This is a genomic window from Amycolatopsis kentuckyensis (assembly GCF_041679295.1).
Classification (GTDB): domain Bacteria; phylum Actinomycetota; class Actinomycetes; order Mycobacteriales; family Pseudonocardiaceae; genus Amycolatopsis; species Amycolatopsis kentuckyensis_A.
In genome coordinates this window covers 815,640-828,900 of record NZ_JBGDMD010000005.1, presented here as the reverse complement: position 1 = coordinate 828,900, position 13,261 = coordinate 815,640, and the positions used below count along the sequence as shown (strand labels likewise).

Here is a 13,261-nt window from a genome sequence, read left to right as displayed (position 1 = left end):
CCTCCAGCTCGACCCGCCGTTACTTGATGCCGGCCGCGTCCATGCCCCTCAGCTCCTTCTTCAGGTCCGAGATCTCGTCGCGCAGTCGCGCGGCCAGTTCGAACTGGAGGTCGCGGGCCGCCTGCATCATCTGGTCGGTCATCTGCTGGATCAGGTCCGCCAGCTGGGCTCGCGGCATCGCCGAGACGTCCTTGTCCACCAGCATCCCCGAGCTGCGCACCCGGTCGCCCTGCTCGGGCTTCTTGCCGCGGGAGGAGTTGCGGCCCGAGCCGCCCACCGAGACCTGCTCCGTGTCCTCCGCCTCGCTGTACACCCGGTCGAGGATGTCGGCGATCTTCTTCCGCAGCGGCTGCGGGTCGACCCCCCGCTCCACGTTGTAGGCGACCTGCTTCTCGCGGCGGCGGTCCGTCTCGTCGATCGCGTGCTGCATCGAGTCGGTGATCTTGTCCGCGTACATGTGGACCTCGCCCGACACGTTTCGCGCCGCGCGGCCGATCGTCTGGATCAGCGACGTCCCGCTGCGGAGGAAGCCCTCCTTGTCCGCGTCGAGGATCGCCACCAGCGACACCTCCGGCAGGTCGAGGCCCTCGCGCAGCAGGTTGATGCCGACCAGGACGTCGAAGTCGCCCGCCCGCAGCTGCCGCAGCAGCTCCACCCGCCGCAGCGTGTCGACCTCCGAGTGCAGGTAGCGCACCCGGATGCCCAGCTCCAGCAGGTAGTCGGTCAGGTCCTCGGCCATCTTCTTCGTCAGCGTGGTGACCAGGACACGCTCGTCCTTTTCGGCGCGCTCGCGGATCTCGTGGACCAGGTCGTCGATCTGGCCCTCGGTCGGCTTGACGACCACCTTCGGGTCGACCAGGCCGGTCGGCCGGATGACCTGCTCGACGAACTCGCCGCCCGCCTGGCCCATCTCGTACGGCCCCGGCGTCGCCGACAGGTACACCGTCTGCCCGATCCGGTCGGAGAACTCCTCCCAGGTCAGCGGCCGGTTGTCGACCGCGCTCGGCAGCCGGAAGCCGTACTCCACCAGGTTCCGCTTCCGGGACATGTCACCCTCGTACATGCCGCCGATCTGCGGGACCGTCTGGTGCGACTCGTCGATCACCAGCAGGAAGTCTTCGGGGAAGTAGTCGATCAGCGTCGCCGGCGCGGAACCCGCCCCGCGGCCGTCGATGTGCCGCGAGTAGTTCTCGATGCCGGAGCAGAACCCGACCTGGCGCATCATCTCGATGTCGTAGGCCGTGCGCATCCGCAGCCGCTGCGCCTCCAGCAGCTTGCCCTGCTTCTCCAGCTCCGCCAGGCGTTCCTCGAGCTCCTTTTCGATGCCCTGGATCGCCTTTTCCATCCGCTCCGGACCGGCGACGTAGTGCGTCGCCGGGAAGATCCGGACCTCGTCGACCTCCTTGACGATGTCCCCGGTCAGCGGGTGCAGGTAGTAGAGCTTCTCGACCTCGTCGCCGAAGAACTCGACGCGGATCGCCAGCTCCTCGTACGCCGGGATGATCTCCACCGTGTCGCCGCGCGCGCGGAACGTGCCGCGCGCGAACGCGATGTCGTTGCGCGTGTACTGCACGTCCACCAGCGCCCGCAGGAAGACGTCCCGATCGAGCTGCATGCCGACCGCGAGCTTGGACGAGCGGTCGAGGTACGACTGCGGCGTGCCCAGGCCGTAGATGCACGAGACACTGGCGACCACGATGACGTCCCGCCGCGACAGCAGGTTCATCGTCGCCGAGTGCCGCAGCCGCTCGACGTCGTCGTTGATCGACGAGTCCTTCTCGATGTAGGTGTCCGTCTGCGCGATGTACGCCTCGGGCTGGTAGTAGTCGTAGTAGCTGACGAAGTACTCGACCGCGTTGTTCGGGAACAGCTCGCGCAGCTCGTTGGCCAGCTGCGCGGCCAGGGTCTTGTTCGGCGCCATCACCAGCGTCGGCCGCTGGACGCGCTCGATCAGCCACGCCGTGGTCGCCGACTTGCCGGTACCGGTGGCGCCCAGCAGCACGATGTCCTTTTCGCCCGCCTTGACCCGGCGTTCGAGCTCGTCGATGGCCGCCGGCTGGTCACCGGCGGGCTGGTAGTCACTGACCACCTCGAAGCGGCCGCCGGTCCGCGGGATCTCCGAGACGGGCCGGAAGTCGGACTGGGCGAGCACGGGGTGTTCGGTTGCGAAAGCCACGTCGACCAGAGTACGACCCACCACCGACAATTTCCGTCGGCCCTGGTCAGGAGGGTCGGAACACCGTCACGGACGTGACTTCGCCGCCGGTCACGGCGCAGTGCAGGACGGCGCCGGGCCCGGCGTCGTCCCCGAAGCACGAGACCAGCACCCGGTCCGGCCCGGTCGCCTGGACCTCGGTGCGCGGGAACTCCGCCAGCACCTCGGCCACCTCCGCTGCGGGCTCGCTGAGGTAGGCCAGCACCAGTTCGCGCGGCGCGGGCGGCGGCGGGATCGGCAGACCGTGGCCTTCGAAGAGGCGGTTCAGCTGGTCAGCGGCCGAAACGGCACGCGGGAAGCCGGCGAACGCGGCCGTCTGGACGACGACTTCGCAGACCTCGGCCGGCGACAGCCCCGAGGCGAGGCCGGTGCGCAGGTGGACGCTCAGCGGCGGCCCCACCATCCCCGCCGCGACGATCGCGGCCAGCGTGGCGGCTTCGCGGGTCCGGCTGTCGAGCGCGGGACGTTCGTGCAGGTGGCCGTAGACGGTCCCGACGGCCAGCTCACCCAGCGCGGGGACGGTGGCGAACAGCGCGTCGAGCCGTTTCGCGCCGTCTTCGACCAGCTCGGCGAAGTTCTGGCGGCCCCGGTCGTGCAGGTCGTCCATCGTCATCCCGCTCCCCCTTCAGCAGCTGCAGTCGCAACAGGAGCAGCAGTCGCAACACCCGTCACAGCCGGCGCAGCCGCAGTCCCAGCCGCCGGTCGTGTGCGGTTTCCCGCTCCACGGCCCAGGATAGGGATCGCGGCAGCAGAACTGGCACGTGCAGCACATGTACGGCGTGAGGGCGCAGCCGACGAAGAAGTTGCGCTTCTTCGGCGGGACGGCGAACTTCGGGTACCAGAGGCCGCCGCCCTTGCCGTCGAGGGACTCGGGGCCGGAGGAATCGCCGGGGCCTCCCGGACCGCCGGGTCCGCCAGGCCCTCCCGGCCCACCTGGGCCACGGCCACCCGGGCCGCCCGGACCAGGAGCGCCCGGCAGCGGAACCGGCCCCGGCGGCGGAAACCCTTGTGGCCGCTGAGCACCCCATCCCGGCGGGACCTGCTGCGGAGCCGGGCCCGGCCCGATCCACCCCGGCGGCGGCTGCTGGTGCGGATGCTGCTGCGGGGTCGGCCCAGGCCCGATCCACCCGGGCGGCGGCTGCTGCCCGGCGAGGCCGCCCCGCAGCCGGTCTGCCTCAAAGACCGGATCGCTCGCGGTCGCCGGATCGGCGCCGGGGATCGTTCGGTGGCCGGAGCCCAAGCCATGCCCATGCGCCGCCCCGTGGCCGAAAGCCCGCCGCACCGCCTGGCGCAGCTCGTGCACCAGCAGCGCGTGCACCAACCCCGGCTCCGCGAACTCGGCCTCCCGCAGCGCGAGCTCCACCCCCAGCACCGCGTCATCACACAACCGCCGCGCCTCAGCCCATGAAGTTCCCGTCACCCGCAACGGGTTCCACGCCCCAGCAGACGCGTCCACGGCATAGTCCTCGACCGCGTCCAGCAGGTGGGCCACCCGCCCGAACAACCGCCCGGCCTCCGCCAGCGGCGCCACGTTCCCCGGGCGCCCAGCGAGCTCCGCCGTCCGCGCGAACGCCGCCGACGTCGCCAGCTCCGCGGGCTCGGTCGCCAGCAACGCCGAGTCCCCCAACCCGACGGACCGCTCCAACGACCCCTGCCGCGAAACGGCCTCGGTGAGCACGGAGGTGTCGAACCCCACCCGGCCACCGGTACTGCTCCCCTGCGATGCCCACCGAGCCGCGACCCGGCGCGCGGCGAGCGCCACCGGACGCCGGCCGTACGCGCCGTCGCCGTCCTCGACGTGGTCGCCCACCTTCGCCGCCGCCAGCACCAACGACACCGCCGCCGCGAGCTGGGCTCCCTCGCCCTTCGCCACCGACGCCGGCCGCATGCCGCGCAGCGGGCACGGGCCTGCGTCGCGGCGCAGGTCGCCGCGCGGGGTCTGTGCCTCGACCAGCACCGAGATGATCAGCCCGTCGTAGTTCGTGACGACGCGGGCGAACTGCCCGTGCTCGTCACGCAGCGTCAGGCACAGCCCGCACAGGTGCGCCAGCCAATCCGCGTGCAGTCCCTCGGACAGCCGGTGCCGGCACGGCCTGATGATCCCGAACATCCCCGGTTCCCCTCACTCACAGTCGGCGCACCTTAGCCCGAACGTGTGGCCCGCGTGGCGGGTGTACGCGATTCGTGACCCGCCCGGCAGGATGAGCGCCATGGCCGCACTGCACCCCCCGAAGGTCGAGGTCTTCGACCCCGCCGCGCGCGCGAACATCGACCCGAAGGGCATCCTGCGGGAGGTCGAGGAGTACCGCGAAGAACCGTTCGGCCTGTACCTGGCCCGCCCGACGCCGGGCCGCGCCCAGTTCCACTACCTCGAGTCGTGGCTGGTGCCCCGGCTCGGCCTGCGGCTGACCGACTTCTGGTTCTCCCCCGGCCACGAACGCGACCAGGACTTCTACCTCGACGTCGTCCGCGTCCGCCGCGACGGCCCGCGCTGGGTCGCCACCGACCTCTACGTCGACATCGTGCTCAAGGACAAGCTGTCCCTGCGGGTGATCGACACCGACGAGCTCCTCGAGGCCCACGCCGCCGGCCTGGTCACCGCCGAAGACGCGCAGTACGCCTTGGAAACCACCTACGCGGCGGTCGAAGGGCTGGCCGCGCACGGGTACGACCTCGCCGCCTGGCTGTCCACGAAGGACATCGCGCTCACCTGGCGCCGCCACCCCTAGGGGCCGCCGCATCCTCCGAACGATGGATGCGGGGTGGATCGTTCTGATGACGCGCCGCACCCGTCCGCCGCGGGATTCTCGATCTGTCGGAAACGGATCGAGAAGGGGGACGGCGGCATGCCGGTCATCGAAGTCGAGCACCTCCACAAGCGGTACGGGGACAAAGTCGCGGTCGACGACGTCTCGTTCACCGTCGAACGCGGCGAGATCTTCGGGATCCTGGGCCCGAACGGCGCGGGCAAGACCACGACCGTCGAGTGCCTGGAGGGCCTGCGCAAGCCTGACGGCGGCGAGCTTTCGGTGCTGGGCCTCGACCCGCGCCGCGACCGCGCCGAGCTGCGCCAGCGCGTCGGCGTCCAGCTCCAGGAGGGCCGGCTGCAGGACAAGCTGCGGGTCGGCGAGCTGCTCGACCTCTACGCCGCCTTCTACCGGACTCCCGCCGACCCGGACGAGTTGCTGGCCACGCTCGGTCTGACCGAGCACCGGAACACCGCGTACAAGAAGCTCTCCGGCGGCCAGCAGCAACGGCTGTCCATCGCGCTCGCGCTGATCGGGACGCCGGAGCTGGCGGTGCTCGACGAGCTCACCACCGGCCTCGACCCGCAGGCCCGCCGCGACACGTGGGACCTCATCGAGACCGTCCGCGCCCAGGGCGTGACGATCCTGCTGGTCACGCACTTCATGGAAGAAGCCGAACGGCTCTGCGACCGGATCGCGGTGATCGACGCCGGCCGCGTCGTCGCCGTCGACTCGCCCGCCGGCCTGGTCGCCCGGGTCACCGACGAGCAGGTCGTGCGGTTCCGGCCGTCGGCGCCGCTGGACCCCGGCGCGCTCGAGGCACTGCCCGAGGTCCGCGCGGTCGAGCGGCGCGGCGAGCGCCTCGTCGTCCGCGGCGACGGGAACGTGCTCCACGCGGTGACGTCGCTGCTCGCCCGGCTCGGCGTGCTCGCCGGCGACCTGCGCGTCGAGCAGGCCGGCCTCGACGACGCCTTCGTCGCGCTCACCGGCCACCGGCCGGACTGAAGGGGGAAACCATGACCGTCCTGACCAAGCTGACCGCCGCCGAAGCCAAGGTGTTCCTGCGCGACCCGGGCGCCCCGGCCGTCGTCGTCGGCATCCCGCTCGCGCTGCTGCTGGTGTTCGGGCTGATGCCCGGTGCGAACGAGCCGGACCCCAAGTACGGCGGGCACAGCGCGCTGGCCACGGTGATCGCGCCGATGGCCGTCACGATCCTGCTGGCCATGCTGGCCCTCACGCTGTTCCCGAACGCGATGGCCACCTACCGCGAAAAGGGTCTCCTGAAACGGCTTTCCGCGAGCCCGGTGCCGCCGAGCCGGCTGCTCGCCGCGCAGCTGCTGGTGAACCTGGCGGCCGCGGTCGTCGTGGTCCTGCTCATCGCGGGCGTCGGCGGGCTCGTGCTCGGCATCCCCTTGCCGGGCAACCCGGCCGGCTTCCTGGTGTCGATCGTCCTCGGGGCGCTCTCGCTGTTCTCCGTCGGCCTCCTGGTGGCCGCCCTGGCACCGACCGGACGGGCGGCGAGCGGCATCGGCAGCGCGCTGTTCTTCCCGATGCTGGCGCTGGGCGGGGTCTGGGTGCCGAAGGAGCAGCTGCCGGTCTTCCTGCAGCACGTCGCCGACGTCCTGCCGCTGGGAGCCACGCTCAACGCGCTGCGCGCCACCTGGGCCGGCGACGCCCCCGAGCTGCTGCAGCTCGGCGCGATGGCGGTCTTCGCCGTCGGCGGCACGACGATCGCGGCGCGGGTGTTCCGATGGGAGTGACGACCGCGCCCGCCCCGGCCGTCGTCCGGCCGCTCGCCGTGAAGCCGGTGGCGATCGTGACGGCGCTGATGGCGATCCCGTCGCTGCTGACGGCGAACCGCTACGGCTACTTCGGCGACGAGCTGTACTTCCTGGCCGCCGGGCGCCACCTCGCGTGGGGATATGTCGACCAGCCCCCGCTGCTTCCGTTGCTGGCCAAGGCGATGGACGCGCTCGGGCAGTCGCCGTTCGTGCTGCGGATCCCGGCGATGCTGGCCGTGCTCGCCGGGGTCGCGCTCACCGCCCTGATCGCCCGCGAGCTGGGCGGCGGCGCGAAGGCCCAGACGCTCGCCGCCGCCACTTTCGCCGTCTCGACGGAGTTCCTGGCGGGCGGGCACTACCTGGCGACGTCCACAGTGGACCCGGTCCTCTGGGTGCTGGTGCTGTGGCTGCTGGTCCGCTGGCTGCGCACCCGCGCCGACGGCCTGCTCGTCTGGGCCGGCGTGGTGACGGCGGTCGCGCTGTACACGAAGTTCCTCATCGGCGGCTTCTGGCTCGCCGCGGGGGTCGCGGTCCTCGTCTGCGGGCCACGGGACCTGCTGCGGCGTCCCGCGTTGTGGCTCGGCGCGGCGATCGCCGGGGTGGCGCTGGTGCCGACGCTGCTCTGGCAGGCCACGCACGGCTGGCCGCAGCTGGGCATGGGCGCGGCGATCTCGGCGGAAGTCGGCGGCACCTGGGGTGGCCGGCTGACGTTCCTGCCGACCGCGGTGCTCGTGGCCGGGCTCCCGGTCGGCGCGGTCCTGCTGGGCTACGGCCTGTGGCGGCTCCTGCGCAGCCGCGAACTCCGCTTCCTCGGCTGGACGACCGTGCTGCTGACCGTCGTGTTCCTGGCGGTGAACGGCCGGTTCTACTACGTCGCCGGGATGTACCCGGTGTGCTGGGCGATGGCCGCCGTCGCGCTCGAACGCCGTGAGCCGGCGCGCTGGTGGCGGTGGGTCGCGACCTGGCCGTGCTACGCGCTGGCCGCGCTGGTCGTCGTGCCCGTCGCGCTGCCGGTCTGGCCCCGGGCATGGCTGACCGAACACCCGTCGCTGCCGACGCCGCTGTTCGCCTTCGCCGAGATCGGCTGGCCGGAGGGCGCCCGCTCGGTGGCCGGCGCGTTCGCCCACCTGCCCGCCCGGGACCGGACCGCGGTGGTCACCGAGACGTACTGGGAAGCGAGCGCGCTCGACCGCTACGGCCGCGACCTCGGCCTCCCCGAGCCGGCCAGCGGAAACCGCGGCTACGCGACCCTGGTCGTCCCGCCGGAAAGCACGACCGACGTGCTGTTCGTCGGCGCCGATCCGCGGCCGCTGCTCGGGCACTTCGCCGACCTGCGGCCGATCGGGAAGGTGGACACCGGTGCGGCGAAGCCGAGCTACTTCGACGGCGTGCCGCTCTGGCTGGCGACCGGCCGGGTCGAACCGTGGTCCGGACTGTGGCCGAAGCTGGTGAACACGCACACGTGAGCCCGGCGTCACCATCCGCACGGTGGCTTCAAGGGCCTCCACGTAGGGTGCGGGAAGGACCGGCGCCGACCACGGACAAGGAGCACGATGGACGCCGTAGCCACGGCACCCGACCAGGCGAAAGCCGATCTCGCCCCCTTCGCCCGGCTGCCGGTCGCGCTGCTCGCGCTGGGCACGGCCACCGCGTTGCTGCTGACGGCGGGCCGCTACGGCTACTTCGGCGACGAGCTGTACTTCCTCGCCGCCGGGAAGCACCTGGCCTGGGGCTATGCCGACCAGCCGCCGCTCGTTCCGTTCCTCGCGTGGGCGATGGACAGCCTGGCGCCCGGCTCGCTGGTCGTCTTCCGGCTGCCGGCGATCGCGGCGACGGCGGCCGGGGTCGTCGTCACCGCGCTGATCGCCCGCGAGCTGGGCGGGCGGCGCAAGGCGCAGGCGCGGGCCGCGGCGGCGTACGCGATCTGCGGGCAGTTCGTCGGCAGCGGCCACTACCTGGCGACGTCGACGATCGACCCGCTGCTGTGGACACTCGTGCTGTGGCTGCTGGTGCGCTGGGTCCGCACCCGCGACGACACCTTGCTGGTGTGGCTCGGCGTCGTGACGGCGGTGGCGCTCAACGACAAACTGCTCATCGGCGCGTTCTGGGTGGTGGCCGGGCTCGCGGTGCTCGCGTTCGGTCCGCGGGAGCTGCTGCGGCGGCCGAAACTCTGGCTGGGCGCGCTGATCGCCGCCGCCTCGCTGGTGCCGACATTGCTGTGGCAACGCGCGAACGGCTGGCCGCAGCTCGGGATGGGCGACGCGGTCGGCGCCGAGGTCGACGCGGCGGGCGGGCGCGGGAGCTTCGTCCCGCAGCTGCTCGCCGGGGCCGGCTGGGTGATCGGCGCGCTCGGTGTCCTCTACGGCGTCGCGGTGCTGATCGGGAGCAGGCAGCTGCGGCCGTACCGGTTCCTCGGCTGGACGGCGCTGGGCGTCGTCGCGGTCTTCCTGGTCGCCAACGGGCGGTACTACTACGCGGCCGGGATGTTCGGCGTGCTGTGGGCCGCGGCCGCCGTGCACTTCGAAGCTCTCGAACCCGCCCGCTGGTGGCGGTGGGTGCCGACCTGGCCGGTGTTCGTGCTGTCGGCTCTGTTCAGCCTGCCGTTCACGCTGCCGGTCTGGCCGGCGCACTGGCTGGTCGAGCACCCGGCCGCGCCGCGGCCCGCGTACGCGGCCGAAGAGATCGGCTGGCCGGACCTCGCCGACGACGTCGCGAAGTTGTACCGGATCGCGCCGCCGGACACGGCGATCGTCACCGGTGGCTACTGGCAGGCGGGCGCGCTCGGCCGGTACGGGCCCGAGCGCGGCCTGCCCGAGGCGTACAGCCCGAGCCGCGGCTTCTGGTACTTCGGCCGTCCGGCCGACAACGCCGGTACCGTGCTCTTCGTCGGCTACGACCCGTCGAAGCTCGCGAAGTACTTCGGGGACGCGCGCATCGTCGGCCAGGTCGGCAACCGGCTCGGCGTCCGCAACGCGAGTGCGCACATGCCCGTCTGGCAGCTCACCGGCCGGACCGCGGAGTGGGCCGAGATCTGGCCGGCGCTCAAGGACATGAGAGCGTGAGCCTCGGGGTCGAGTGGGATCGGCCGATGTGGCCGCCGGAGTCGGCGCGCACTGCGGCCGGCTGGCAGCCGTGGCTGTACCGCGTCGAACGCTTCCTGCCCGGTGTGCTGCTGGCCGTCGCGTCCGGCGTCAGCGTCGGCGTCGGCGGGCACGACGGCCGGTGGTGGACGGTCACCGGTGCCCTGATCGCCGGGACCGCCCTCTGGGTGCTCGGCACGGTGGTGTTCCCGCCGGCGCGGTGGCGCGAACGGCCCGCCTTCGCCCTGCTCACCTTCCTCGGCATCCTCGGGCTGGGCAGCGCCCTCGAAGTCCGCGACATCTCCTTCGTCATCTTCATGATCTACGCGTTCCTGGCCGCGATGCGGCTGCGGCCGACGTGGCTCGCCTTCACCGCGCTGGCGGCGACGTCGCTGCTGATCAACACCCTCGGCAACGGCGGTCCCGTGCACGCCCTGCGGGAACGGCCGGGCATCTGGATCACGATCATCGTCGTGCAGACCGCGGCCATCGGGGGCGGCGGGCTGCTGTCGGCGGCGGTCGCCCGCCAGAACGAGGAACGCCGGCGCATGCTCGACGACCTTGCGGCGGCGCACGCGGAAAACGAAGGCCTGCAACGGCAGCTGCTCAGCCAGGCCCGCGAAGCCGGCGTGCTCGACGAGCGGCAGCGGCTGGCGCAGGAGATCCACGACACCCTGGCCCAGGGCTTCACCGGCATCATCACGCAGCTCGAAGCCGCCGCGCTGGCCAAGGACGAGCCGGCCGAGTGGCAGCGGCACCTGGACTCCGCGACCGCGCTGGCGCGGGAAAACCTCACCGCCGCACGGCGTTCGGTACACGCGCTGCACCCCGAGCACCTCGACACCGCGACGCTGCCCGAGGCGCTCGCCGGGGTCGCGGCGCGGTGGAGCGCGCGGACCGGCGTGCCCGCCGCGGTCACCACCACCGGCGTCCCGCGGCCGCTGCACCCGGAGATCGAGTCGACCGTCCTGCGCGTCACCCAGGAAGCCTTGTCCAATGTGGACAAACACGCGGCGGCGGGCCGGGCCGGCCTCACGCTGTCCTACATGGACGACGAGGTGACCCTGGACGTCCGCGACGACGGCGCCGGGTTCGTCCCCGGGCCCGGCCCCGGGTTCGGGCTGCCCGGGATGCGCCGCCGCGTCCAGCGGCTCGCCGGTACGCTGCACGTCGAGTCCGAACCCGGCGGCGGCACCGCGATCTCGGCCGTCCTGCCCGCCGTTCCCGCCCCGCCGGAGGCTTCCGCATGACGATCACCGTGCTCATCGCCGACGACCACCCGGTCGTCCGCGACGGCCTGCGCGGCATCTTCACCGGCCGCGGCTTCGAGGTCGTCGGGGAGGCCGCGAACGGCGCCGAAGCCGTCGTGCTGGCCGAACGGCTGCGCCCCGACGTCGTGCTGATGGACCTGCGGATGCCGGGCACCGACGGCGTCGCGGCGATCACCGAGCTGGCCCGGCTGGGCAACCCGGCGCGGGTCCTGGTGCTGACGACGTACGACACGGACTCCGACGTCCTGCCCGCGGTCGAGGCCGGCGCTACGGGCTACCTGCTCAAGGACGCCCCGCGCGAAGACCTGTTCCGCGCGGTCGAGGCCGCCGCCCGCGGCGAGGCGGTGCTCTCCCCCGCCGTCGCGAGCCGGCTGCTGGGCCGGATGCGCGAGCCGGCGCGGGAACCGCTGTCCCAGCGCGAGCTCGAAGTGCTCACCCTGGTGGCCCGCGGGTCGACGAACAAGGAAGCGGCGAAGAAGCTGTTCATCAGCGAGGCGACGGTCAAGACGCACCTGATCCACGTCTACGCGAAGCTCGGCGTCAACGACCGCGCGGCCGCGGTGGCGGTCGCCTTCGAACGCGGCCTGCTGGGTTCCTAGGGCGTCCAGCCGGTGGTCGCGGCCCACTTCTCCGCTCGGGCGAACACGCCGTTGACGAACTCCTGCTTCTCGTCGGCGTAGGCGGCGACGTTGCCGTCCTCGGCGTGCGCGTCGGCCAGCCGCAGCTTGACGTCGCGGTAGTCGTCGCGCTCGTCCGGGGTCGCGCGCAGGTAGTCGCGGAAGAGCAGCGCGAGCCGCCACGCGGGCGTCTCCTCGGCCCGGACGTGCAGGTTCACCGCGCGCTTCGGGTCGGCGCCGACGTGCAGCCGCTTCGGCCAGGTCCCGGTGCCGTCCTGGGCGTCGTCGCACCAGTCGCCGTCCAGCCGCGGGAACCCCGCGTCGGACAGCAGTTCCGCCAGCGTGTCGGCGTCGTCCAAAGTGGACACGGTGAGCTGCAGGTCGAGGACGTCCTTGGCGGGCAGGCCGGGCACGGCGGTCGAGCCGATGTGGTCGGCGCGGCGGGCGAGCTCCCCGGCGACGGCGCGGACCCGGGCGAGCACCCGCTCGGCCTGCGCGGGCCAGGTCAGGTCGTATTCGGCGATCTTCGGGGAGACCGGTGGACGCGGCTTGCGCAGCCGGACGTTCGCCTCGAACGGCACGAGCCGGTCGGCCCACAGCGCGTCGACGTCGAGGAGCACGGCGTCCTCGGGACCGCCGTTGTCCAGCCAAACGTCGGCGACGGCGCGGCGCTGCTCGTCGCTCGCCTGCGCCCGGATCCGGGCCCGCGCGTCGTCCTCGGCCATGCCGCGCGCCGTCACCAGCCGGCGGACCCGCACCTCGACCGGCGCGTCGACGACCACGACCAGGTGGTACGCGGTCGCGAGGCCGTTTTCGACGAGCAGCGGGATGTCGTGGACGATGACGGCGTCCGGCGCCGCGGCGGCCATCAGCTCGCCGGTGCGGGCGCCGACCAGCGGGTGCACGATCGCGTTCAGCCGGCGGCGCGACTCGTCGTCGGCGAACGCCTTGGCGGCGAGGGCGGGCCGGTCGAGCGAGCCGTCGGCGGCCAGGATCTCCTCGCCGAACTCCTCGACGAGCCGGGCGAGCCCCTCGGTGCCGGCCGCGACCACCTCGCGGGCGATCCGGTCGGAGTCGATCAGCACGGCGCCGTGCTCGGCGAGCCGGTTCGCCACGGTCGACTTGCCTGCCCCGATCCCACCCGTCAACCCCACACGCAACATGCCGATCACCCTAGTCAGCCCCGTCGGACGGGCTGTTCGTGCGCCCATTCGTGTGACAGCGCGAACGGACCCGTAACGCGAGTAATCGATTTCCGATGCCGGTGTCAGCGGGTTCGCCTGGCCCGCACATGGAGGGGGAGCCATGAGGATGACGAGGTTCGGCAGGTCGGCGGCCGCCGTGCTGTGCGCGGCCGGGTTGGCGGTGGCGGTGCCCGGCGTGGTGACGGCTTCGCCCGCGCCGCCGGCCGCGTGCGTGTCCGGGGTGTACCGGGTGCAGGCGTGGTTCCGGTACACGCCCTCCGCGAAGCTGTACGCGGTGGAGCGGAGGTGGATCCCGTTCGGCACCGTGACCTGCGGCGGCGTAGCCGGCCCAGCGTGAGGCACACG

12 protein-coding genes are annotated in these 13,261 nt (G+C 72.6%); 8 read left to right on the top strand and 4 right to left on the bottom strand.

All coding sequences use genetic code 11. The features are described 5' to 3' along the window. Positions 1-19 precede the first annotated feature (19 nt). Genes uvrB through ACERZO_RS24695 form a run of 3 tightly spaced genes read right to left on the bottom strand, consistent with a single transcriptional unit; the run spans position 20 to position 4,325 of the window. The gene (gene uvrB, locus ACERZO_RS24705) at positions 20-2,176 is read right to left on the bottom strand and encodes an excinuclease ABC subunit UvrB (RefSeq protein ID WP_372667111.1); all 2,157 of its coding nucleotides are present in this window, start codon (positions 2,174-2,176) and stop codon (positions 20-22) included. A gap of 46 nt (positions 2,177-2,222) precedes the next feature. Further along, on the bottom strand, positions 2,223-2,828 hold the full coding sequence (locus tag ACERZO_RS24700; protein WP_372667110.1) for a carboxymuconolactone decarboxylase family protein: 606 nt from the start codon (positions 2,826-2,828) through the stop codon (positions 2,223-2,225). Between the two features lie 12 nt (positions 2,829-2,840). Then, a complete protein-coding gene (locus ACERZO_RS24695) occupies positions 2,841-4,325 on the bottom strand; it encodes a DUF5685 family protein (RefSeq protein ID WP_372667109.1) in 1,485 nt (494 codons plus the stop codon). A gap of 100 nt (positions 4,326-4,425) precedes the next feature. Between ACERZO_RS24695 and ACERZO_RS24690 the strand changes: the two genes are divergently transcribed. The 7 genes from ACERZO_RS24690 (at position 4,426) to ACERZO_RS24660 (ending at position 11,693) form a co-directional block, all read left to right on the top strand. Next, positions 4,426-4,944 carry a DUF402 domain-containing protein gene (locus tag ACERZO_RS24690; protein WP_372667108.1) on the top strand — a complete coding sequence of 173 codons (519 nt, stop codon included), beginning with the start codon at positions 4,426-4,428 and terminating at the stop codon, positions 4,942-4,944. A gap of 117 nt (positions 4,945-5,061) precedes the next feature. Further along, positions 5,062-5,967 (top strand): ABC transporter ATP-binding protein, encoded by a 906-nt coding sequence (locus tag ACERZO_RS24685; RefSeq protein ID WP_372667107.1) that lies wholly within the window; start codon positions 5,062-5,064, stop codon positions 5,965-5,967. An 11-nt stretch (positions 5,968-5,978) separates the two neighbouring features. Continuing rightward, on the top strand, positions 5,979-6,722 hold the full coding sequence (locus ACERZO_RS24680; RefSeq protein ID WP_372667106.1) for an ABC transporter permease: 744 nt from the start codon (positions 5,979-5,981) through the stop codon (positions 6,720-6,722). Next, on the top strand, positions 6,713-8,209 hold the full coding sequence (locus ACERZO_RS24675) for a glycosyltransferase family 39 protein (protein ID WP_372667105.1): 1,497 nt from the start codon (positions 6,713-6,715) through the stop codon (positions 8,207-8,209). The genes ACERZO_RS24680 and ACERZO_RS24675 overlap by 10 nt, the downstream gene beginning before the upstream one ends. A gap of 87 nt (positions 8,210-8,296) precedes the next feature. Next, on the top strand, positions 8,297-9,805 hold the full coding sequence (locus ACERZO_RS24670) for an ArnT family glycosyltransferase (protein ID WP_372667104.1): 1,509 nt from the start codon (positions 8,297-8,299) through the stop codon (positions 9,803-9,805). Continuing rightward, entirely contained in the window at positions 9,802-11,073 is a 1,272-nt protein-coding gene (locus tag ACERZO_RS24665; RefSeq protein WP_372667103.1) for a sensor histidine kinase, read from the top strand. Before ACERZO_RS24670 ends, ACERZO_RS24665 begins: the two co-directional genes overlap by 4 nt. Further along, positions 11,070-11,693: a response regulator gene (locus ACERZO_RS24660; protein WP_372667102.1), complete on the top strand. Its 624-nt coding sequence runs from the start codon at positions 11,070-11,072 to the stop codon at positions 11,691-11,693. Before ACERZO_RS24665 ends, ACERZO_RS24660 begins: the two co-directional genes overlap by 4 nt. Here ACERZO_RS24660 and coaE read toward each other — a convergent pair. Beyond that, on the bottom strand, positions 11,690-12,874 hold the full coding sequence (gene coaE / locus ACERZO_RS24655; protein WP_372667101.1) for a dephospho-CoA kinase: 1,185 nt from the start codon (positions 12,872-12,874) through the stop codon (positions 11,690-11,692). The genes ACERZO_RS24660 and coaE overlap by 4 nt on opposite strands. A gap of 142 nt (positions 12,875-13,016) precedes the next feature. Between coaE and ACERZO_RS24650 the strand changes: the two genes are divergently transcribed. Then, on the top strand, positions 13,017-13,253 hold the full coding sequence (locus tag ACERZO_RS24650) for a hypothetical protein (RefSeq protein ID WP_372667100.1): 237 nt from the start codon (positions 13,017-13,019) through the stop codon (positions 13,251-13,253). Positions 13,254-13,261 lie beyond the last annotated feature (8 nt).